Genomic DNA, 22,274 nt, shown 5'->3' on the forward strand with positions numbered 1-22,274 from the left:
GTAAACAACTATTTAAAATTAATTTCAACTCATAAAGACTTAAAGAAACAAGTTTATGAAATTATACAATCAGAAACATCATCGCTTGAAAAGTTAAGTTTAGTAGATGATGTGTTTGAAAATGCAAAACATTTTTCCTTCGAAGATAAAATAAAACTATTTCGTAGTATTCAGGATATTGTGAGCGTTTTGGAGTCATTAGTTAATAATGAGTTTCGCTATACAGATACTTTTGCTTTTCCAATAGAAGAAGAAGCATTCATTAAGAATGTTGGAAACTTAAATATCAATTTGAAAAATATAAAACAAAAACAACATCTGTATTATAAAATGAAAAATTCTCCTTTCCCTTCTAAAGAAAATCACTTTGAAATTTTAGTTCGTGTGAATAACAACAACAAATGTGATTTATTAACAAAAAACTGTGACTTGTTAATACATTATTTCCCTGAATTTAAACAGGATTTTCTAAACAAATATTTCAAAGAAACGCATATCAGTATTGTTTATAAAGATGATTTATATGTTGGTTTTTTAGATTCAACTTTAACTTTTAAAACAACAATTAATTCCGAGATTTTTGAAATAAACTTAAAGGATAATTTTAAATCTTGCTATATCTTGCCTACTTCGGCAATTTTTTATTAAAATAATAAACCCAATAAAAAAGAGGGGAATCCAATGGCATACATCTATAAAAAGGGGAAAAAGTGGGCGTTTCGTGCATATATGGGTACAGACCCTGTAACCGGGAAAGAAATAAAAAAGAGTAAGTCTGGGTTTTTAACTCAAAAAGATGCAAAACTTGCAGCTGCTTTATTCGAAAGACAATTTCATAATGGGGAATATATCGAACCATTAAAAATAACATTCGAAACAATGTGTAAGGATTGGTTAAAGCATTATGAATCTCAAGGGGCAAAAGTAAGTAGCATAAGAGCAAGAAAAATTGCTTTAGATCGTGTTATTGATGATTTTGGACAAGTACCTATTCAAAAAATCACTAAAAAAGCATACCAAGACACAATAGATAAATTAGCAAATACTTTCAGTTCCAACTATATTTCAAGTATTCATTCATCTACTAACATGGTTTTTGTGTATGCTCAAGAAAATAAATTGATTAAAGAGATACCAACTAAAGGAATTAAACTACCTAAGAAAAAGAAAACTGTCTCTGATCTTGAACAAGGTAATGAAATTCATGAAAAGTTTCTTGAAAAAGAAGAATTAGAGGAATTTCTAACGATTACTAAAAATGATGGATTAGAAGGTGATTTATTAGCTTTTACTATGCTAGCGTATACTGGCTTACGAATAGGTGAAATGATCGCTTTAAAATGGTCTGATATTGATTTTGACGAACATACACTAAGAGTTATAAAAACTTACTACAATCCAACAAACAACAAATTAAAATATACATTACTGACACCAAAAACAGAGGGTTCCATTCGTACAATAACAATAGACCCTCTTTTGGTTGATTTACTTAAGCTACACAAACAACAACAAGAAGAAATAATAAGAGATAACAAACCTTTTTATAAAGACAATGATTTTATTTTTTCAACCAATGAGGGTTATCCTAAACCAATTAGACAATTATCTATTAGATTGCAACGATTGTTAGCGAAAACATCTATTAAAAAACATATAACCCCGCACTCTTTTAGGCATACACATACTTCATTACTAATTGAAGCCAATGTACACATTAAGGAAATACAAGAACGGCTCGGACACTCTGATATTAATACGACAATGGACATATACGCTCACATGACCAAAAACCTAAAAAAAGAGGCTTCCAATAAGTTTAGTAACTTAATGAAAGACCTCTCTAAAAATCTTACCGGTTAATTTCGGTCACTTTTCCGGACACTAAACAAGGTGTAAAGACTCATAAACATTGATACAACGAGGTTTTTACACCTTCATTACATCATTATGCCTATGCCGTAAATGTCAAGAAAACCCCAAATATACCATAAAGGTTGGTTTTAGTTTTCGGCACTTTGCAACTACATGGTAAATCCATTGACTATGGCAAGACTTTATCATTTTCCCCATTTTTCACGAATATTGCTTATAAGAGTTCAGCCGAGATAGGTGTGAAGTTATGTCATAAGAAATATAAAATAAAAAACATACTAATGTAATAGTTCTAATGATATGGTTAATATATACCTTATCAATTCAATGTGAGGAGATGAGTACTTATTAGAATATTAGAAACTGTATATGAATCTTCTGTTTTACTGTTAGTTATATGTTCATTTTTCTATTATTTACACCTAAGAAAAATGAAACGAGAAAGAAAGCTTTCTTCTTTCGAATTCACAATGTATATAATAACTCAATTTGCTTATATTCTTTGGGCTGGCAGTTCTCTTCTTAAAATTTTGTCAAAATAAAATGGTTTAGTCAAACCAATCGGGTACATACCAATAGTCATCACTCATCTATCTTCTAAGTTTACTCCACTAGGACATGAGAATATCAATATAATAAAAGTCACCATATCATTTTGTTAAGGTAAAAATTAAATTTTCACTCCTCCTGCAATATAGCTATTTTTTCAATATTTATAGTTGAAGCAAAAAGCATGCCAAATTTATATATCTAGTTCTTTGATAACGATAGATTTGATCTATAAAAAATGTATTACAACAGGATAATTTCCAACAACCCTAAACTGGTATATTATGTAATAAAAATGATTAACTATACTCTTGACACGAACGGACCGCATACATCCGTTCCGTTTTTTATATTCTGTAACAATCATTACGTATACTGCGACAAAGTTACATACACTCAAAACATACGTTTATTCTTGAACGGAGTGAATCAATTGAGAAAGTATATCCAGTTTCCTTTTCTTATGGGAAGTGTATTAGGAATCGCTATGTTATATTTTATCACTGGAAAATTCCAATGGAGCTTTTGTATTGCTTTTGTTTTGGGAGGTATGATAGGCACCTTTCTCCTAAAGTTGTTTGATAAAAAAAGGAGTTCGAAATGAACCAAAATGATATACATGTATTTCTTTACGATAAATTCATAAAGCCAAGTATTTCATGCCACGATATACGTAATTATTGTTCATTTAGAATAAATTAATTTTTTTTGTAAAAAATTGAAACAATTGCTTTTGAATCTCTTCTTGTACCACAAACGATTACTGACGTGGTGTCCAAAGATTTCCCTTCTCTCAAATTGATGTTTCTGTTAACTTTCGTCCTTTCTGCCTTAATTTCTCTGCCACAAAGCGCACTTTGCGTACGCGAAACATCTCTATCGTTTCTACAGACTGTTCCAGACTTTAACTTAAACTCTCCTTCAATATGTGAAATATCATAAACTTTTTCGCTAATAATTCCTTTTTCATAAAATAATTGTCATTCATGTGGATACAACCAGTATAGTGAGATATTCAAGGTGACGGAAATACCTTGAATATCTATATATTGACTTTTATGTATGAAATAACTACGATAAGATATAAAATAGACTGTTTTTTCTAAAAATTCAAATACATTTTAGTTAAGGAGGTGAAATACTTTGGAGAGAACGTAATGGAGAGTGTCTAAATCATATGTTTTTTGCTTACATAACAAATGGCTCTTTTGATCCACTTTTGTTTCTATCACTATATTTGATTCACAAAAAATGATATACCAAACATCTACTACAAATGCACTACAAGATCCATAAATGGGGGTACATGATGAAGAATAAATATAGATATTTTATTATTTTTATGATTGTTCTTATGACGGTTATTAACTATATCGATCGAGGTGCCATGTCTTACGCACAAGCTGCCATTATCAAAGAATTCCACTTGAATCCAGTAAGCTGGGGAGCAATTCTTGGCTACTTTGGATATGGGTACATATTTGGCGCTTTATTTGGCGGAGCGCTTGCAGATAAAAAGGGACCAAAATTCATGTGGATCCTAGCAGGTACGAGCTGGTCAATCTTTGAAATCGGAACAATTTTTGCTGGGCAATTGGGCGCTGCACTATTTGGCGGCTCAGCATTAGCTGGCTTTGCTGTGTTTCGTGTATTGTTTGGTTTTGCAGAAGGTCCTACCCTTTCAACGATGAATCGTACCATGGCAAACTGGGTATCACCAAAGGAAAAAGGATTTGCGGTCGCCCTTGGATTAATTGGAACACCCGTTGATGCTCTCATTACCGCACCGATTGTTGTTGGTCTTCTCTCTGTTACCAACTGGAAGGTCACATTCGTTATTTTAGGCGTTGTCGGATTACTATGGGTATCTGTATGGTCGAAAATGTTTACGGATTTACCAGAAGATCATCCGAACGTATCAAAAGAAGAATTAGAAGAAATTCGAAGTACAGAGGGCTTGCTTGATGGGGAAAGTCACTTAGAAAATAAAGAACAAACCCAGATCCCTTGGTACCATTTTTTCAAAAATCCTTCCTTGGTCATGAATGCCATTGGGTATTTTGCGTTTTTATATGTGAATATTTTACTACTCACGTGGACACCAAAATATCTACAAGATGAATTTGGATTTTCATTAGCTTCGCTTGTTTTTTTAGGAATGATCCCGTGGATTGGCGCGATATTCACAGGACTGCTTGGCGGGAAAATTTCTGATAAAATACGAGAAAAAACAGGGAATTTGCGCCTAGCAAGATCTTGGTTTACCGTTGCATCTTTATTTTGCACTGCTGTTTGTTTTATGCTGATTCCGACTGTAAAAAGTCCTGCAATGGTACTCACTTTAATGTGTATTGGGAATGCATTCAATTACTTACCAAACTCTATTTACTGGACGGTTGTATTAGATACAGAGCCAAATAAGGCAGGTACATTTGGGGGTGTTACGCATTTCATTGCCAATCTTGCGACAATCCTTGCACCGACCTTAACAGGAAGCCTTGTTGCAAAATATGGATATCAAGCCATGTTCCTTGCTGCTGCGATTGCAGTCGTTATTGGTATGCTAGCCATGGTATTTGTGAAACCAGGGAAACAGCAACCTTCGTCTGTAGGTGCTGAAAGTATAAAAGCTTAATAAGCCATCTCTTCTAATAGTAACAGGTTCGAATTTGAAGTACAAAAAAATGACCATCTAAAAAGAGGTGCAATTAACACCTCTTTTGCAGTTATTTAGCAATTAAATTTACACTTTAGATAATATTAGTTAATCACTAATTTGTCCTAACGGTTTCTTGGAGTTTTTCCATTACCCTTGATAAAGCTAAAATTGAATTTGTTGTTTCAGATTCTCCAACATTTAAGGAATGATTTGCATTTTGAATTACATCAACCTTTAAATTCGCTTTACTTAATTGGTCAATTTGATTTGCATTGTAATAATGATCTTTATCCCCGATAACGAAAAGACCCTGATGATGACTATTCAAGATTGAGTCAAAGATCGAATCAAAATTTATTAGAGGGGTAAATAAAATCATTTTTGACTTTAGGAATTCTTCTCTCTTCATTAAGTCATTCGCGATTGGTATTGTTCCGAGTGATTTTCCTAAAAAAATAGAATTGTTATATTGTCCATTTTTTAAAACATCTAAAATCACAGGATTAATATCATCCATCATTATTTTTGTTATCTTTTCAATATTGTTTTTCGTTGGTTGCTCATTATAGGAGTAATGGATATGGACAATATCAATTTTATTTTGGAGCATTGCCATTGTCGCGTAATAAAACAATGGTTTATCGTAATTGTAACCTGAACCTGAAAACATAAAGCAAATCGTTTTGAAACCCCTTTCTATATGTGTATAACGAATCGTTTTGTCGTTTGTTTGTATCTCCTTTTTATTTCCTTTCATCATTGTCCCCTCCGAAACTTTTATAATATAACAACATAAATTACCGATTGTTTTATTTCCTTTATGTCAAAAACCTTTTTAACGATACCGAACCGATTCGCAATTATAAAAAAGAGAAGATAACTTTCGTCACCTTCCCTTTTTCATACAGTGTAAATATTTATACTAATCTAGAAACTACTAAACTATTGTTCATTTAAAATTATTGAAATCTAAACTTAGTTAGAAACCTTAGACTCTTCTAATTTCTCACGAAGAACCATTTGTAAAATACCGCCATGACGGTAGTAGTCGATTTCTACTTCGCTGTCGAAGCGTGCTACAACTTCAAATTGTTTTTTGTTTCCTTCTGAGTCAGTCGCAACTACTTTTACAAGATCGCGTGGTTTTACTGTTTTATCAACTTGAATTTCAAATGATTCTTGACCAGTAAGACCTAATGTTTCTGCACTTTCGCCATCTTTAAATTGCAGTGGTAATACGCCCATTAATACAAGGTTACTGCGGTGGATACGCTCGAAGCTTTCTGCGATAACTGCTTTAATACCTAGTAAGTTTGTACCTTTTGCAGCCCAGTCACGTGAGCTTCCCATACCGTAGTCTTTACCAGCGATTACAAGAAGACCTGTGCCGTCTTGTTTGTATTTCATTGCTGCATCATAGATAGATGTCACTTCGCCTGTTGGCCAGTACGTTGTGAATCCACCTTCTGTGCCAGGTGCGATTTGGTTTTTAATGCGGATGTTCGCAAATGTACCACGCATCATAACTTCATGGTTACCACGGCGAGAACCGTAAGAGTTGAAGTCAACTGGCTGCACGCCATTTTCTAATAAGTAACGGCCTGCTGGTGTGTTTTTACCGATAGATCCTGCTGGTGAAATGTGGTCTGTTGTTACAGAATCGCCAAATTTACCAACTACGCGCAGTTCTGAAAGTGCTTCCACTTCACCTGGCTCTTTAGATAACCCTTCGAAGAACGGTGGGTTTTGGATATATGTTGAGTCATTGTCCCAAGTATATAACGCTTCATTTGAAGTTTGGATTTCATTCCAGCGTTCGTTGCTGTTAAATACTTGTGCATACTCTTTCTTAAATAGTTCAGATGTTACGACGTTTTGTACAACTTCTTCGATTTCTGCCGCTGTTGGCCAGATGTCGTTAAAGTAAATTGGATTGCCGTTTGCATCGTTACCGATTGCATCATTTTTCAAGTCAATATCTACTGTACCAGCAAGTGCATATGCAACTACAAGCGGTGGTGATGCTAAGTAGTTTGCTTTTACAAGCGGATGAATACGACCTTCAAAGTTACGGTTACCAGATAATACAGATGTAACTAATAAGTCATTTGCAGCAATTGATTCTTCTAATTCTGGCGCTAATGGACCAGAGTTACCGATACAAGTTGTACAACCATAACCTACTGTTTGGAATCCTAATTGATCTAAATAAGCTGTTAATCCAGACTTATCTAAGTATTCAGTAACAACTTTAGATCCTGGTGCTAATGATGTTTTTACAAAGCCAGGTACTTTAAGTCCTTTTTCAATTGCTTTTTTCGCAACTAAACCTGCACCAATTAATACATATGGGTTAGATGTATTTGTACAGCTTGTAATCGCAGCAATTGCAATTGCACCTGTTTTCATCGTTATTTCTTCATCTTGTAATACTACTTTCACTTCTTTATCAAATTCTTGCTCTGAGAAACCGAATCCTTGGTTACCAACTGGTGCCACAACAGCTTTACTGAACTCATCTCTCATGCTAGAAAGAGGAATTAAGTCTTGTGGACGTTTCGGACCAGAAAGGTTAGACTCAATTGTATTTAAATCAATTTCAACAAGATCTGTATAGATTGGATCTTGACTATCAGCTGTATAGAATAAGCCGTTCGCTTTACAATATTCTTCAACGATGCGAATTTGTTCTTCGCTTCTTCCTGTTAAACGTAAGTAATCTAATGAAATATCATCGATTGGGAAGAATCCACAAGTCGCACCGTACTCTGGTGCCATGTTAGAAATTGTTGCACGGTCAGCTAATGGCATGCTTTGTAAACCGCTACCGAAGAATTCAACGAATTTTCCAACTACACCTTTTTGACGTAATACTTGTGTTACTTTTAATGCAACATCTGTTGCTGTTGTACCACTTGGAAGTGTACCTGTTAATTTCACACCGATTACTTCTGGTACTGGGAAGTATGAAGGCTGTCCAAGCATTCCAGCTTCTGCTTCAATACCACCAACGCCCCATCCAAGAACGCCGATACCGTTAATCATCGTTGTATGAGAATCTGTTCCTACTAATGAATCTGGGTATGCAACAAGTTCACCTTCAGCATTTTTCACTGCATGAACAACTGGCGCTAAATACTCAAGGTTTACTTGGTGAACGATACCTGTTGCTGGTGGAACTGCACGGTAGTTATCAAATGATTTTTGTGCCCAGCTTAAAAATTTATAACGCTCTTCATTACGCTTAAACTCTAAGTCCATGTTAAATTGAAGCGCATCCGCTGAACCTGCTCTATCAACCTGTACAGAGTGGTCAATAACAAGATCAACTGTAATTTCAGGATTGATTTTATCAGGATCTCCGCCCATATCTGCCATTGCTTTACGAAGAGAAGCTAAATCAACAACAGCTGGAACTCCTGTAAAGTCTTGTAAGATAACGCGAGATGGTTTAAAAGGCACGTCGATATCTTGAATATCTTTCGTTCCCCACTTCGCTAAATTTTCAACATGTTCTTCTTTAATAACGCGGCCATCAACTTGACGAAGTACTGACTCAAGTAATACTTTAACCGAATAAGGTAACTTAGAAACATTACCTACCCCTGCATTTTCAAGCGCTTTCAAACTATAATAGTGATACGTATTTCCATCTACTTCAAATGTTGCGCGAGTGTGAAATGGATTGTGTTTTACCATTATGGTTACCCCCCTGTTAAACGTGACTGAAATTGTCTGAATATAAAATGTAGACAAATTTTTCTATACCTTACGATAATATATTATTACAACTTCAAGGATAAGTAAATAATAAGAAACTTATAGTTTCCCATAAGTTTTCTTTATAACTTCGTTGTTGCATAATAATTTTCCCGTTAACAGATACTATTCCTATAAAGTGAATCTTCTTTTTTAGAGGGTATTTTACTTTATAAATGAACCAAACAATTCAATTTCTTATGGCAAATTAGGGGGGATAGTAGTGGGAAAACGTAAAGCAAATCATGTCATTCCTGGAATGAACGCTGCCTCTGCACAGGGACAAGGTACAGGATACAATGAAGAATTTTCGAATGAGCCATTAACACCTGCACAACGCCAAAACAATAAAAAACGGAAAAAGAATCAATAATTTAAAATCCCAAAAGATAATCTTTTGGGATTTTTCAATGCTTGTACTTTAATAACTCTGACACTTTCACAAATCGATACCCTTGTTTTTGCAATGCTGGTAAAATTTCTTTTAATGCTTCAACAGTTTGGCTTCTATCGCTTCCGCCATCATGTAGTAAAACAATATCACCACTTCTTGCATTGTTTAAAACATGTTGTGCAATTTTATCTTTTCCAGGATTAGACCAATCCTTTGGGTCTTGATGCCAGGACCACAATACAATTTGGTATCCTGCTTCTGTCGCTGTTTTAAACACCGATTCATTAATATATCCACCAGGCGGACGGAAAAGGAGTGGTTTCTCTACCCACTTTTCCAAATATTTTTTCCCCTCTAGAATATCATTTTCGAGCTTTTGTCCATTTGTATTTCGTGCATACAAATGGTTCATTGTATGATTCCCAATTTCATGGCCATCTTTTAATACTTGTTCGATTAAATATGGATTACGCTGAATTCTATAGCCAATCATAAAAAAAGTCGCTTCAGCGTGGTATTCGCGTAATATATTTAAAACTTGCGGTGTATATGTAGGATCCGGACCATCATCGAAAGTAATTGCTATTATTTTTTCATTCGTTGGTACTTCCCACGTTACAAAGCCAGTTGGCTCTAACTCTTTTCTCATTAACATTTTTGCATCAACTTTTTCAATTTCCATCAAGCTAAACACTATGATTAGACAACTGATTATAATGCGGTTCGTTTTTTTAATCATTATTATCCCTTTTTATGTGAAAAGGCTGCTGAGGATGCTCAACAACCTATTAATCACGCACTTCCTCCACATTTTGCATAATATGTTGCAAATCTTGTTCATATTGCTGTAATTGCTTTCGCTGCGTTTCAGAAGCGACTTCTAATGCATTTTGGATTTGTTCATATGCTTCGTGCACTTCTTGACGTAAATGTTTTAAGTCCTGAGCATAATTTGGATCGTTTTTCACAATGTTTTGATATAAATTTTCTGCATCTTCCGTTCCTTGCTGCGCAGCTTGAAATGCTTGTTGTTTATCCTTATGGTACGGCATAATCATTCCCCTTTCTGTCTTTACTCTCCATTATCTTTTACCTTTTTCTCAAAAAACATTCTCGTATAAATTTATGAAGTTCTCTCATCCTAATATAAAGCGAAACTTTCAGCTAATTCGTTTCGCTAATCAAGCTTTACCGTTTATTTGTTTAATCGCTAAAGCTTAATAAAAAGAGGGGTAGTATACATGGAGAAAAACAACAGCAAATCCATTCGTAAAAATTCACCGCAAGGACAAGTTTCTGGCGGACAACCAGAACCATTAAGCGGATCTCACAAAGTAAAAAATCGAAAACATTCCCGCCAAAAAAATCACGCTCACCACGATATGTAAAAAATAGACAGTGCATGTGCACTGTCTATTTATCATATATTTATACTATCTTCTCTTCTTTTTAAGTACATTTCCTCTTTCCTTTTCACCTCTAATTTCAACGTGAATATCGTATTATGAATGAAATTTTACGGAGGTTTTCTTACAATGGGCGAGAAAAAGAAAAAAGACTGCCTTTTTCAAGTTGATGGCTTTGAAGAATGGATGAATCAATTTTGCTCCGATTTATACGCAAACTCCCCCTCTCCAAACGGTATTCACATCGACCTTTTTGAAACAGAACAAGAATATATTTTAGAAGCTGATATCCCGAACGTAGTTGAGCAAAATATTCTTATTAAAAAGATGGAGACAGGCCTACAAATTAACATATCTAGTAATAATTCCGCCTTGCAACATATGATTTTCTTACCAGCCAATATTATATATAAAAAAATGTTAGCCTATCTTGAAAACGGCCTTCTTACCATTCACATATCTAAAACAGAAGCAGCGCTATTAACAGAACGAACCGTTCTCCTTACAAAATAATCGTATACAAATTTATCAAGTCATGTAAGAAATGCCCTTTCTTCAACTGAAACAATGTATACGAAAAAAAAGGTGGCTGACCACAATCATCCACCTTTTTCATTTCAAAACCTTATTTCTAAATGTAAACTCACATTGCATTTGTACTTCCTATTTTTTCTTCTATCGTTCTTTTACGAAGCAAACTTCTTGTCAATATAAGAATTGGAAATGCAAGCATAGAAAGAGTCGCCAACATTGCAAAAATCACAAAACCATTATCGTAGCTGTAATAATCTAACAGAAGTCCGCCAAACCACGGCCCAATTACACCTCCGATTCCTGAGAATCCCATTGCTCCGAAATATGTTCCTTTTAAATTTGCTACTGCAATTTGATCAATAAACACATCTGTCATGGAAAACATTAATACTTCTCCAATTGTAAATATGACCGTACAAACAAAAACAGCCCACATTGATTCCGCAAATCCAAATCCAAATAATCCTGCACTAACAAGTATTGTACCAATCATAATGGATACGAGCGGTGTATACTTTTTACAAACTTGCACGATTGGGTACTGAACGATTACGACAGTAATTGCGTTTAATGCTAATGCATAAGAAAACAATTTCACTCCATTTTCAAATAGATGGGAGTTCGCAAAATATTGAGAAAGTGTTGATGAAAACTGTGCGTATCCTGCTGTACTAATGATAATTCCAATTAACGCTACTAAAAAAACAATGTCTTTTCTTATAATGCGTATGGAATCCATAAAAGTAACTGGTTCTGCCTCTCCTGTTTTTTCTTCTCCAATGCGATACCTGCGAAATTGTAATACGAGTACAATTGTATAAAGAACATACATAATAGCTGCTATAAAAAATGGTGTTGTTGATTCAGCGCTTCCAACTTGAAGACCAACAAGTGGGCCAATCGCAACCCCTACATTAATAGCACCATAACGTAAGTTAAACACCATTAAACGCTGCTCCGGCTTTGTTAAATCGGATAATAAAGCACGGGACGTTGGTTCAAAAAATGAACGACACATCCCATTTAATGCATTTAGCAGAAAAAATACCGCTACATGCTCCGCAAATCCAAACCCGATAAAGACAAAAATCCAAACAAGAATAGAGCCTAACATAATCTTCTTTCGTCCATAACGATCTGATAAATTCCCGCCAATAAAACTTGCAAATACACCAACTAATGCACTCGTTCCAATAATTGCTCCTGTAACACCTGCTGATATTCCTTTTGCATTCGTTAAATAAATTGCTAAAAATGGAATGCTCATCGATGTTGCAAATCTTGCAAATAATGTTCCAATAATGATAGTCATCCCAATTGGATGAATGTTTCCTAACTTCCCCTTCATCTCTCTCACCTTTTCTATATCCAAATGCAATGCAAAGAAAAAGAAAGCTGAAAAGCAGCTTCCTTTGAAAACATAATTTTCGTTTCCTTAAACACGAGCTGTTCGTTTCAGCTCCATATCAATACCATATGTAAACTGTAATTCTTTTAATACTCCCTCTACTGTAATATTCACATTATGTTTACTATTAAATTCGGCTACACAATTCTCCACTTCTTCATGTGTATAAGCATATTCTCCAGAAATGAAACTTTTCATATCAAAACACTCATTAATGCAAAGTTGAATGAGGAGTTGATCATACATTGAAACGATATCTTCTTTTTTCCATAATAATTCTTTCACATATAACCGATCAAATGTTACGCTTTCACGGTTACATTCTTTTAATTGACGGGTCATTTCATGCAATTCTCGGTATAGTTCAGAAATATTTGTGTTTAGATGAATCAGTTTGCGTACACCATTTTCATACAACATATCATCCACCCCCGTTATGTTTCCTTTTCCTTATTATAGCAAGAAAATTCTAAAAAAGAGAATTTTTCTTATGAAATATTAGGAAAATTATACGTATTGTTTTACAATAAACTTAGCTAAGTCTGAAAGGAGTACGGTTGTGAATCACAAATTATTTTATGCAGATCCATATTTACAAACATTTACGGCTCAAATTACAAAACAAGGTCGTGACAAAGACGGCAATTTATATGTTGTATTAACGCAAACAGCTTTTTATCCAACGGGCGGCGGTCAACCACATGATACAGGGCAATTAAATCAAGTTCCTGTTATAAATGTGGAAGAAATAGATGGCGAAATTCGTCATTACGTTACCGAAGAGATACATGCAGATGAAGTAACGGGATATGTTTCTTGGAAACGTCGTTTTGATCATATGCAACAACATGCTGGGCAACATATTTTATCCGCTATTTTTTGGGATTACTTCAATATTCCAACAATCGGTTTTCACTTAGGAAGAGAAATCGTAACAATTGATTTAGAAACAGCTAACCTTTCTTTCGAAACAGCTGAAGAAGCTGCTTATCTTGCAAATCAAATTGTACTTGAAAACCGCCCAATTACAGTTCGGTGGGTAAATCTAGAAGAAGCAAAGCAGCTTCCACTACGCAAGGAACCAACTGTGACCGAAAATATCCGAGTTGTTATTATTGAAAATCTTGATTATAACGGATGTGGTGGTACACATCCAAAACAAACCGGTGAAGTCGGCCCAATTCAAATTATCAATTGGGAGCGTCATAAAGGAAACATTCGGCTTACATTTGTTTGTGGCTGGCGTGCAATTGAACTGATGCAGCGCAATCAACCCCTCGTGAAAGATGCCGCGCAACAATTACATAGTAAAGAAAGCGATATTCCAAACAAAATAAAGCAGCTCCTTTCAGCTCAAAAGGAAAATGAAAAAGCGTTGCAAGCAGCCAACGAAAAACTCATTCTTGTAGAAGCAAATGAATTGTTACAGCAAGCAGAAGAAACTTCATTTGGCAAACAAATTGCCGTTAGCTTTACAGATCGTTCAATGCAGGAACTTGCAAAATTAGCAGCTATCCTTACTGAAAAAGATGAACACGCCATTACATATCTTGTTACAGAAAACGGTGAAAACTTACAATGCATTTGCGCATGCGGGAATGCAGTTACACAAAATATGAATACCCTGTTAAAAGCAGCCCTTCCTCTTATAGAAGGAAAAGGTGGAGGGAATCCAAAAAGCGCACGCGGTGGCGGGAAAGCAACTGTTACAGGTGAAGCATTTTTATTACACCTTATTCAAATACAAAAAGAAACACAAGAAGCGTAAAGATCTTCTTGTGTTTCTTTTATATTTGAAGACTCTTCTCTTTCAGAATATGAAGTAACTGATGATAAGAATCAATATAATAATCTGCGTTTGAAATTGCCGCGTTTTGAAAAGCACATGTAGTGATTCCTAGTTTTGTAGCCGGTATAATGTCTAACTCACGATCTCCCACAACGAACTTTAATCTTCTATATAGAATTGCTCCAGTTCTTTTCGAAGTGCTTGCTTTAAAAATTTCCCGACGGAAGTTTTCGGAATTTCTTTTAGAAAAACAATCTCATCTGGTAGCCACCATTTTGCAAATTGCGGTTTTAAAAAGTCATATAATTCTTCTTTTGTAACAGATTGATCTTGTTTTACAACAACGCATGCAACCGGACGCTCTTGCCACTGTTTATGCGGCACTGCAACAACAGCCGCTTCAAATATTGCTTCATGTGCCATTAAGGCATTTTCTAAATCTACAGATGAAATCCATTCTCCCCCGCTTTTTATGACATCTTTCGTGCGGTCAACAATCTTAATACACCCTTCTTCATCAACTGTAACGACATCTCCTGTATATAACCATCCATCTCGAAATCCCTCTACTGTTCGCTCATCTTTGTAATAACTTGCTGCAATCCAAGGAGCACGTAAACATAGCTCGCCCATTTCTTTTCCGTCCCATGCCACACCTCCCTTTTCCCCAACAACTTTCATTTCAACACCTGGCACTAAATAGCCTTGCTTCGCACGTATCGTCAGTTGTTCTTCATACGGTAGTTCACGTTCATAACTTTTTAAACGTGCAAGCGTGACAAGCGGACTTGTTTCTGTCATTCCATATGCATGTACAAATGGGACATTATATTTTTGTTCGAAAGCCGCAATCACGCTTTTCGGCGCAGCTGCACCCCCGCATAAAATTCGTTTTATATTTGATAAATCATAACGGTTCTTTTCTAATTCTTGCAGCACACCAAGCCAAATTGTTGGGACACCAGCTGCTATTGTTACTTTTTCTTCCTGCATCATTTCTAATAAAATCTTCGGTGTAAACATCGGTCCAGGAAGAACTTGCTTTGATCCAAACCATGTTGCTGCAAACGGCAACCCCCAAGCGTTTACATGAAACATCGGAACAACCGGCATAGCGGCATCACTTTCAGAAAGTGCCGTTGTATCCGCAAGGCCAAGCGACATACTATGTAAAACAGTACTGCGATGTGTATATACGACCCCTTTCGGATTACCCGTCGTAGCTGATGTATAACACATACCAGCTGGCATATTTTCATCAATATCTTTTAAAAATGGAAAATTAGGATTTCCTTCTTCTAGAAGTTGTTCATAGTGGTATACAGGTTGAAGTGATGTTTCTGGAAGCTCTTTTTTATCGGTCATGATAATATAAGCTTGTACAGTTGATAACTCCTCTTGAATTTTCTCAACAAGTGGTACCATATCCTCATCAATGAGTAAAATGCGGTCTTCTGCGTGGTTAATAATATAAGAAATGTGTTGCGAGGATAAACGAATATTTATCGTATGTAATACAGCCCCAATACTAGGAATCGCAAAATAGGCTTCTACATGACGATGGTGATTCCATGCTAGTGTGCCAACTCGTTCCCCTTGCTTCACACCTAATTTTTGCAACGCGCTAGATAAACGTCTCGTTCGTTCGCCTAACTCCTTATACGTTAATCGTGTAATTGTGCTATGTGTACGAGAAATAATTTCTTTCTTTGGGAATAATTTATCTGCTCTTTCAATCATCGAACTAATTGTTAATGGCACATCCATCATCATATTTCTTCTCCTCCTTATAAAAACGCTTTCATTTTTAATTATTACAAAAGGACTTATAACAGTTCATTATGCTGTCATAAGTATAAAAATTGAAAGTTGTTTTGTCAATATTTTTAGAAAATTTAGATAAATATTTATATATTTTTAAATGAACTCCCCTATTTATTTTACACTTACCATACACTCATTCGTGTTCTACCGTCATTTTCATCTCTAATATATTCAACGTTCTCATACCCCATCTCTAGTGCGTTTTCATATAATTTTCTAGTCATTTCTTTATTCTTACAATATATTGTTGTATAAAAACAATCAGCTATCAATACAATTAGTTCACAATCACTATTCACAAACTCTTCATACGTCGTTATTTGCGTTATATTTTTCCCTTTTTCAAACCCTTTTACATCTGCAAATATTAAGTAATAACATTTACTATTTATCAAATTATGCATTGTTGCACCATCAATAACCTCCTGTTTATCAGGAAAAAAAGGAGTATCTAGCTCGTTATTAGAAACTAAATATGATTCTTCAGGTTCAAGAAGCCAGTTTATAGTAGCAATCTCTAAAGGTTTTAATATATCTGCAAGATGTTGTCCATAGTCATTTGGAATCTCAAACGTAATACCTCTTATCATTCCTCACCACTCTCCTATCCTATTCACTTACACTCTATATAAAGTTGTTTTCGAAAACAAAAAGAAGAGTAATTCACTCTATTACTCTCCCTTTTGTATATCATATTCCTCTCGTAAAATCGAATATATTTTCGTATCTCGATATGCTCCCTTCACAAACATATCTTTTCGCATCGTTCCATCATATTGCATTCCTAATCGTTTCATCACTCGTTCCGATTGTGCATTACTAGCATGACATCCTGCTTCAATACGGTTTAACTGTAATTTTTCAAATCCATAGCTAATACATGCCATTGCTGCTTCCGTCGCAAAGCCTTGTCCCCAATAGTTTGGTGATAGGGCATAAGCCAGTTCTGCCTTATGATGATTCTCATCATATTCGATAAAACCGCACGTCCCAATAATCTTTTTTTCTTCTTTCAGTTCGATTCCGTAAATCGCCATTTCTCCACTTTCATATTGATCTAAGATTGACTGTACAAATATTTGTGACTCCTGTAATATTTCATGCGGATACCATACTGTATACGTAGAAATTTCTGGATTTGAAGCATATTCAAATACATCAGGGGCATCTTCTATTGCTAACGGTCGTAAACATAATCGTTCCGTAATAAGTGTTGGATATTTTCCTGAGATATTTTCATATTTCATTCATGTCATTTCCTTTCTACATTTCTACTTAAAATGCTGTGTAATGACTCCTTTACCACTTTCTACTTCAATTTCTGCAAATGCCCCGTTTATAAATGTGATTTGCGGAGGCTTATGACCACAATCTACATCATAAACAATTGGAATTTGCAGCTCATTAGTAAGTTCCGCATATACATCTTCAGCAGTATATTCATTTACTGGATGGTTAGCAGCACTACGTCCAAATAAAATACCTGAACAATTGTCAAACCAACCAGCCAGTTTCATTTGAACCAACGTACGTCGTAAATCAGTAGTAGTTAGCTCACAATTTTCAAAATACCAAATGAACGGATCGTCATGACAATGTTTCTTCCGAAAATCTTGTACGCGACCAAAAGGCATTCCAATAAGATGTCTAATCACATCGATACACCCGCCAAGCAATCGACCGGTAATTTTCACATTTCCATTCGAAAGTGTTTTCCAATTTGTATCTTCCGTTAAGTGAAACACACAAGGAGATGGATTATGATGTTGCCATTTTTCTTGATATTTCTCTGAAGAGTACTGAGTGATTGAATCCCCTGCTTCCGTTGATAACACACTTTGCCACATTGCTGTTGTGTTATCGGAATATTCGCCTCTTACATCTACGAAATTTGTTCCGTGAGCAGTCGCTATTCCTGTTTTTAAAGTTATCGCTAATAATAAAACACTCGTATCCGAGTATCCCAATAACCATTTCTTACTTACCTTTTTAAAATCGATATCTTCTAGTATTTCAATTAATAGCTCACCACCCCAAGGAGGAATGATAATATCAATGTTCTCATCTTGCATCATTTCCATAAATTCATTTGCTCTTTTTTTGGCACTAGAAGACTTAGCCTTCTCTTGTGTCCAAACCGTTTCTCCGCAAACGACTGTATAGCCTTTTCTTTCCATACTTCTACAAGATTGTTTAAACATATTATGTAACGCTGCATCTACACCAGAAGAAGGTGCTGTTACCCCAATCGTTGCTCCTTTTCGCAAAAATGGATATTGTATCATATGTATTTCCCCAATCTTTTCTATAATATTTAGATTTGTATTCGTGAAACTACTATTGAAACCCTTTATTTCAAGTAATCAAGACTGCTTAAATTATCATCTCTTATCTTTAAAACTTGCTATTCAGCTACAAAAATAAAAAAAGGAAGTGGGAAAAACATGTCGTATTAAGTAATATGATGGAAGGTTTGTAGATGACTAAGAAAGGTGAATAGGCCGAGATATGAAACATGTCATGAATATAGATTTAGCAAAACGATTAGAGCAATCGGAAATACATATGATGCAATCTAGATTACAGAGCATTCAAAAACAAGAAAATAACCCCATGGGAGTTGACATCCAAACTTTCGGAAGTGCAGTAGCCTTTTCGGCAAAAGGAATTCCAGGTCCTTCTTTCAATACCGTAAAAGGGATAACATTTACGGACACAAAAGAAATAGATGAAATAATTTCTTATTATGAAAAACAAGGAATTCCTTGTCACTTTGAAATAACTCCTGCTCACTCGACTTCTGAGCTATTTCGTTATTTGTCGCAAAGAGGATTTTACCAATCGGATTTTCATACAACTCTGTATGGAAGCTGCTATGAAACCCATATAGTTCGTTCAAATGAGATTATTATTCGAGATTTACAGGAAGATGAATTTCATCTTTTTGGAGATATTTATGTAAAAAGCTTTGGTATGCCCGCTTTCACTATAGATGGTGTGAGCAAAAACAACAAAGTGCTATATGATAAAAAAGGGTGGCATTTTTATGTAGCTCTTATTGAAAACACCCCTGCTGCAATTGCTGTTTTATACGTTCAAAAAGGAATTGCTTCCCTAGCAGCCTCAGCTACTCTCCCACATTTCCGAGGAAGAGGCTGTCATACAGCATTACTTAAACATCAAATACATATCGCAAATGAATTAGGTTGCAAATTAGTTGTTGGACAAGCACGTTTCGGAAGTACTAGCCAAAATAATATGGAGCGAACTGGAATGAAGATTGCTTATACAAAGGCAATTTGGACGAAACTATTATAATATTTTTACCCCCTCCATATATGAATGAAGGGGATTTTTATTTCCTTCTTCTAATTCAAAGGTAAACGATAAATGTTACCAGCAACTTCATTATAAAACGAATATATATCACTAATCCCTAAAGTATCCGCAAGATCGATTCCAATAAAATCGATATGATCCCAATTATATTTTGTCGCGGTATAATTCCAGACACCTTTTTGAGCGTTTCCTGCATACGGCTGATTTCGATGTCCTATCAGATATTGTGACGAAACAACACTAACAAGTCCATCATTAGGCCACCATTTTTCATTAATAATTGGCTCTGCATATCCTCGTGTAAACTTTCCAATATGTGAGCTAGACAAATACATAAGTGGATTCATCGTCAGTAAAGGGACAGAATATCCCGTTAGTAATGAACGATACGTCGCATCTCCTGTATAGGAAAAGTAATATACGTCATCATATGTTTTTACCCATTGATTAAGCTCTTTAGATCCAGCTGTCGTTAAATCGTAAGCACTAATATCTTTACTTTGCCAAACGGAACTATTAAGCATTCGATCTGCATATTGTATGTAACTTTAGGAGATAATTTGCGTAGTTTTTAAATGATAAATGGTGTCTGTGTAGTAAAGGAACTAAATTACGAAATAAGCATTAGTGGACATTAGAAGGGTTAAAAATCACACTCTTTGAGACATAAGCAACTATCAGTTACCTTTTGTAAATTTCCCCCCAATATGCTCCCTATTTACATAAAGGTAACTTATAGTGTAATATTACACTATAAGTTGAATTGAACACTAATTCATGGAAGTGATGTTATTTGAATAAAGAAACTGTAATTGATTTGATTTCTAAGAATGTTCGTCTGATTCGTCTTGAAAAAGGATATTCTCAAGAAAAAATGGCTACCGTTCTAGGAATTTCGAAAAAGACATTGGTTCAAATTGAAAAAGAAAGAACATTAATTAGTTGGACGAATGCTGTCGCAGTTTGTGCCTTATTTAAGGATAGTCAAATCTTAAAACACATTTTAGGAGAAGAACCTTTTGAGGTAATCGAAACACTAGCCCACGATGGTATGAATACGCCAAAAGTAAAAACATTAGGCGGAAAAATGTTTTGGAATGAGATTGCGAAAAAAGGAAAATTTCGAGTACAACAAAATGTGATTAGTCAACATTTTCGTATTTTAGATGATAGTGATTATAGGTGGTATAGCACGTTTGAAGAGGAAGATGTTATAAATCGTTTTTACGAATTAACTAACGAGTAATTAAATTTTAGAGGAGAAATTACAATGGAGAAAAATAAGAAAGTCATTATATTAAACAGTATATTAGTAGGAACTATCATACTAAATCTATTTATCTTTACTTCACGTATGCGCTTTTTCCCTTGGTTTATTGAAGATGCATGGGGATATTTAGGAGTATTCCTTACTGCACCAATTTTAATAGGTATTTATTTCATCCTAAGACATTTTCACAAGCAACAACTAGTCACAAATATAAATAAGACAATTCCATTATTTGTCGCAGTAACATCATTGATTATTGTATTTTCACAGACAACTGATTTTTTAAATATTATTGCACTTGTAATTAACGTACCTGCAGTATTTTTAGCAGCAAATTTCCTAATCAATCAAAATGAAGGAAAAAAACAATTACGGATTTAGAATATCTATTTATTTTATAAATCCATAATAGCATTCACATATTAATGAAGTAGAAATAGAAGGAGATGAAATATGAAAAGAACAAAAATAACATATAGCATAATGTTTAGTTTATTACTATTAACATCATGTGATATATCGAATAAAGAAATTGAACAAAAAGCACAAAATTATACAAAATCGGAGTATGGTATTTCTGTTAAACTAAATCAAGTTGCAACACATGGGAACGGAGAGATTTTACCTTTACCTGGTCGAGAAGTGCGAATAGCTTATGTACAGCAAGTAGATGAACCACATTTGCAATTCCAACTATATTTCGATGGACAAATCTCTCCAAAAGTAAATAATGATAACTATAAAATAAAAAAAGAAGCGTATAATTTACAAGAAAAATTTAATACATATTATAAAAAAAAAGGGAATAACACTATATTTACGTTCGATCAAATGCAGACGGGGGATACTGTTTTCGATAAGAAGGCTGAGAAAGAAATAGCAAAGAAAAATTTGAAGCATTATGTTACGGCAGTTTTTAGAAGTAATATCTTTTTAGATGTAAACAATCCTGCACATATGGAAAAATTAGCGGAGGTTGCAAGAAGTATTCAGGAATTTAATAAAACAATTGAAAATAATAAGAGTAGTGTGGAAGACATAACGATTCAGCTGCCAAATGCTAATAAGAGTTTATTACAAAATATTATAGTAGATTATGTATTAACGGCTGAAGAAGCAAAAAAGGCCCTTGAGAAAAAGGGTGATTATATGAAAGCTTTACAGCTTACAAAGTGAAAAAGGAAATTATTTCGATTTCCTTTTTTATATTCTATTCATACACCAGAAGATCATTGATGAGTGTTTATCTATAAATACTTAATTTCTTTAACTAGTCATGAGCGCGGATGAATTGCTATAGCTGATGATTAGTTTGACTGTACGTGGCTATTTATGAGTAGTAATGCTTCTAAAAGTAATGGAATTTGACGCTTACTATTTTATAAAGCTTGAGAGTTTATCGTATCAAAAAGGAACTCGAGAAAGGAGTATAGACTCTTTTCTCGAGTTCCTTTTTCTATCTATATGC

22 protein-coding genes and 1 pseudogene are annotated in these 22,274 nt (G+C 34.7%); 12 read left to right on the forward strand and 11 right to left on the reverse strand.

What is annotated here, in order from left to right:
* The 4 genes and pseudogenes from V7024_RS22180 to V7024_RS22195 form a co-directional block, all read left to right on the forward strand.
* A pseudogene (locus V7024_RS22180) lies at positions 1-648 on the forward strand (helix-turn-helix domain-containing protein); the annotation flags it as partial.
* 33 nt (positions 649-681) lie between these two features.
* Positions 682-1,863 (forward strand): site-specific integrase, encoded by a 1,182-nt coding sequence (locus V7024_RS22185; RefSeq protein ID WP_335523987.1) that lies wholly within the window; start codon positions 682-684, stop codon positions 1,861-1,863.
* Positions 1,864-2,222: 359 nt separating this feature from the next.
* Positions 2,223-2,417: a hypothetical protein gene (locus V7024_RS22190; RefSeq protein WP_335524036.1), complete on the forward strand. Its 195-nt coding sequence runs from the start codon at positions 2,223-2,225 to the stop codon at positions 2,415-2,417.
* Positions 2,418-3,733: 1,316 nt separating this feature from the next.
* Entirely contained in the window at positions 3,734-5,059 is a 1,326-nt protein-coding gene (locus V7024_RS22195) for an MFS transporter (protein WP_335523988.1), read from the forward strand.
* Between the two features lie 136 nt (positions 5,060-5,195).
* Here the strand turns inward: V7024_RS22195 and V7024_RS22200 are convergent, their stop codons facing one another.
* Positions 5,196-5,840 (reverse strand): alpha/beta family hydrolase, encoded by a 645-nt coding sequence (locus tag V7024_RS22200; RefSeq protein WP_335524038.1) that lies wholly within the window; start codon positions 5,838-5,840, stop codon positions 5,196-5,198.
* 218 nt (positions 5,841-6,058) lie between these two features.
* Positions 6,059-8,782, reverse strand: coding sequence for an aconitate hydratase AcnA (gene acnA / locus V7024_RS22205; protein ID WP_335523990.1), 2,724 nt, complete (start codon positions 8,780-8,782; stop codon positions 6,059-6,061).
* A 283-nt stretch (positions 8,783-9,065) separates the two neighbouring features.
* On the opposite strand from acnA, the gene sspO reads away from it, so the two are divergent.
* Complete coding sequence (gene sspO / locus V7024_RS22210) at positions 9,066-9,215, forward strand: small acid-soluble spore protein O (RefSeq protein WP_020063103.1); 150 nt, start codon at positions 9,066-9,068, stop codon at positions 9,213-9,215.
* 34 nt (positions 9,216-9,249) lie between these two features.
* Here sspO and V7024_RS22215 read toward each other — a convergent pair whose 3' ends face one another.
* Positions 9,250-9,918 carry a polysaccharide deacetylase family protein gene (locus V7024_RS22215; RefSeq protein ID WP_438824502.1) on the reverse strand — a complete coding sequence of 223 codons (669 nt, stop codon included), beginning with the start codon at positions 9,916-9,918 and terminating at the stop codon, positions 9,250-9,252.
* Between the two features lie 106 nt (positions 9,919-10,024).
* Positions 10,025-10,288 carry a hypothetical protein gene (locus tag V7024_RS22220; RefSeq protein ID WP_335523996.1) on the reverse strand — a complete coding sequence of 88 codons (264 nt, stop codon included), beginning with the start codon at positions 10,286-10,288 and terminating at the stop codon, positions 10,025-10,027.
* A 189-nt stretch (positions 10,289-10,477) separates the two neighbouring features.
* Between V7024_RS22220 and V7024_RS22225 the strand changes: the two genes are divergently transcribed.
* Positions 10,478-10,624 carry a small acid-soluble spore protein P gene (locus V7024_RS22225; RefSeq protein WP_020063100.1) on the forward strand — a complete coding sequence of 49 codons (147 nt, stop codon included), beginning with the start codon at positions 10,478-10,480 and terminating at the stop codon, positions 10,622-10,624.
* Between the two features lie 147 nt (positions 10,625-10,771).
* Positions 10,772-11,155 (forward strand): Hsp20/alpha crystallin family protein, encoded by a 384-nt coding sequence (locus V7024_RS22230; RefSeq protein WP_335523998.1) that lies wholly within the window; start codon positions 10,772-10,774, stop codon positions 11,153-11,155.
* Between the two features lie 130 nt (positions 11,156-11,285).
* Here V7024_RS22230 and V7024_RS22235 read toward each other — a convergent pair whose 3' ends face one another.
* Positions 11,286-12,524 (reverse strand): MDR family MFS transporter, encoded by a 1,239-nt coding sequence (locus tag V7024_RS22235; protein ID WP_335524002.1) that lies wholly within the window; start codon positions 12,522-12,524, stop codon positions 11,286-11,288.
* Positions 12,525-12,611: 87 nt separating this feature from the next.
* Entirely contained in the window at positions 12,612-13,004 is a 393-nt protein-coding gene (locus V7024_RS22240) for a hypothetical protein (RefSeq protein ID WP_335524006.1), read from the reverse strand.
* A 139-nt stretch (positions 13,005-13,143) separates the two neighbouring features.
* On the opposite strand from V7024_RS22240, the gene V7024_RS22245 reads away from it, so the two are divergent.
* Positions 13,144-14,352 carry an alanyl-tRNA editing protein gene (locus tag V7024_RS22245; RefSeq protein WP_335524009.1) on the forward strand — a complete coding sequence of 403 codons (1,209 nt, stop codon included), beginning with the start codon at positions 13,144-13,146 and terminating at the stop codon, positions 14,350-14,352.
* 180 nt (positions 14,353-14,532) lie between these two features.
* Here the strand turns inward: V7024_RS22245 and V7024_RS22250 are convergent, their stop codons facing one another.
* The 4 genes from V7024_RS22250 to V7024_RS22265 all read right to left on the reverse strand — a co-directional run bounded on the left by V7024_RS22250 (position 14,533) and on the right by V7024_RS22265 (position 18,482).
* Positions 14,533-16,146, reverse strand: a complete 1,614-nt coding sequence (locus V7024_RS22250; RefSeq protein ID WP_335524010.1) for a long-chain fatty acid--CoA ligase — start codon at positions 16,144-16,146, stop codon at positions 14,533-14,535.
* A 173-nt stretch (positions 16,147-16,319) separates the two neighbouring features.
* Positions 16,320-16,787, reverse strand: a complete 468-nt coding sequence (locus V7024_RS22255; RefSeq protein ID WP_335524013.1) for a DUF2691 family protein — start codon at positions 16,785-16,787, stop codon at positions 16,320-16,322.
* Between the two features lie 81 nt (positions 16,788-16,868).
* Positions 16,869-17,444, reverse strand: coding sequence for a GNAT family N-acetyltransferase (locus tag V7024_RS22260; protein ID WP_335524015.1), 576 nt, complete (start codon positions 17,442-17,444; stop codon positions 16,869-16,871).
* 24 nt (positions 17,445-17,468) lie between these two features.
* Positions 17,469-18,482: a S66 family peptidase gene (locus tag V7024_RS22265; RefSeq protein WP_335524018.1), complete on the reverse strand. Its 1,014-nt coding sequence runs from the start codon at positions 18,480-18,482 to the stop codon at positions 17,469-17,471.
* Positions 18,483-18,705: 223 nt separating this feature from the next.
* Here V7024_RS22265 and V7024_RS22270 point away from each other — a divergent pair, with 223 nt between their 5' ends.
* Entirely contained in the window at positions 18,706-19,515 is an 810-nt protein-coding gene (locus tag V7024_RS22270) for a GNAT family N-acetyltransferase (RefSeq protein ID WP_335524022.1), read from the forward strand.
* Between the two features lie 50 nt (positions 19,516-19,565).
* Here the strand turns inward: V7024_RS22270 and V7024_RS22275 are convergent, their stop codons facing one another.
* On the reverse strand, positions 19,566-20,078 hold the full coding sequence (locus V7024_RS22275; protein WP_438824503.1) for a lipase-like domain-containing protein: 513 nt from the start codon (positions 20,076-20,078) through the stop codon (positions 19,566-19,568).
* 251 nt (positions 20,079-20,329) lie between these two features.
* On the opposite strand from V7024_RS22275, the gene V7024_RS22280 reads away from it, so the two are divergent.
* From V7024_RS22280 to V7024_RS22290, 3 genes are all read left to right on the forward strand, one after another.
* Positions 20,330-20,782, forward strand: coding sequence for a helix-turn-helix transcriptional regulator (locus V7024_RS22280; protein ID WP_335524027.1), 453 nt, complete (start codon positions 20,330-20,332; stop codon positions 20,780-20,782).
* 24 nt (positions 20,783-20,806) lie between these two features.
* Complete coding sequence (locus V7024_RS22285; protein WP_335524030.1) at positions 20,807-21,187, forward strand: hypothetical protein; 381 nt, start codon at positions 20,807-20,809, stop codon at positions 21,185-21,187.
* 72 nt (positions 21,188-21,259) lie between these two features.
* Positions 21,260-21,982, forward strand: coding sequence for a hypothetical protein (locus V7024_RS22290; RefSeq protein ID WP_335524033.1), 723 nt, complete (start codon positions 21,260-21,262; stop codon positions 21,980-21,982).
* The last annotated feature ends 292 nt before the right edge of the window (positions 21,983-22,274 follow it).

It is taken from the genome of Bacillus sp. JJ864 (assembly GCF_036963045.1).
In the GTDB taxonomy this organism is placed as follows: Bacteria; Bacillota; Bacilli; order Bacillales; family Bacillaceae_G; genus Bacillus_A; species Bacillus_A pseudomycoides_C.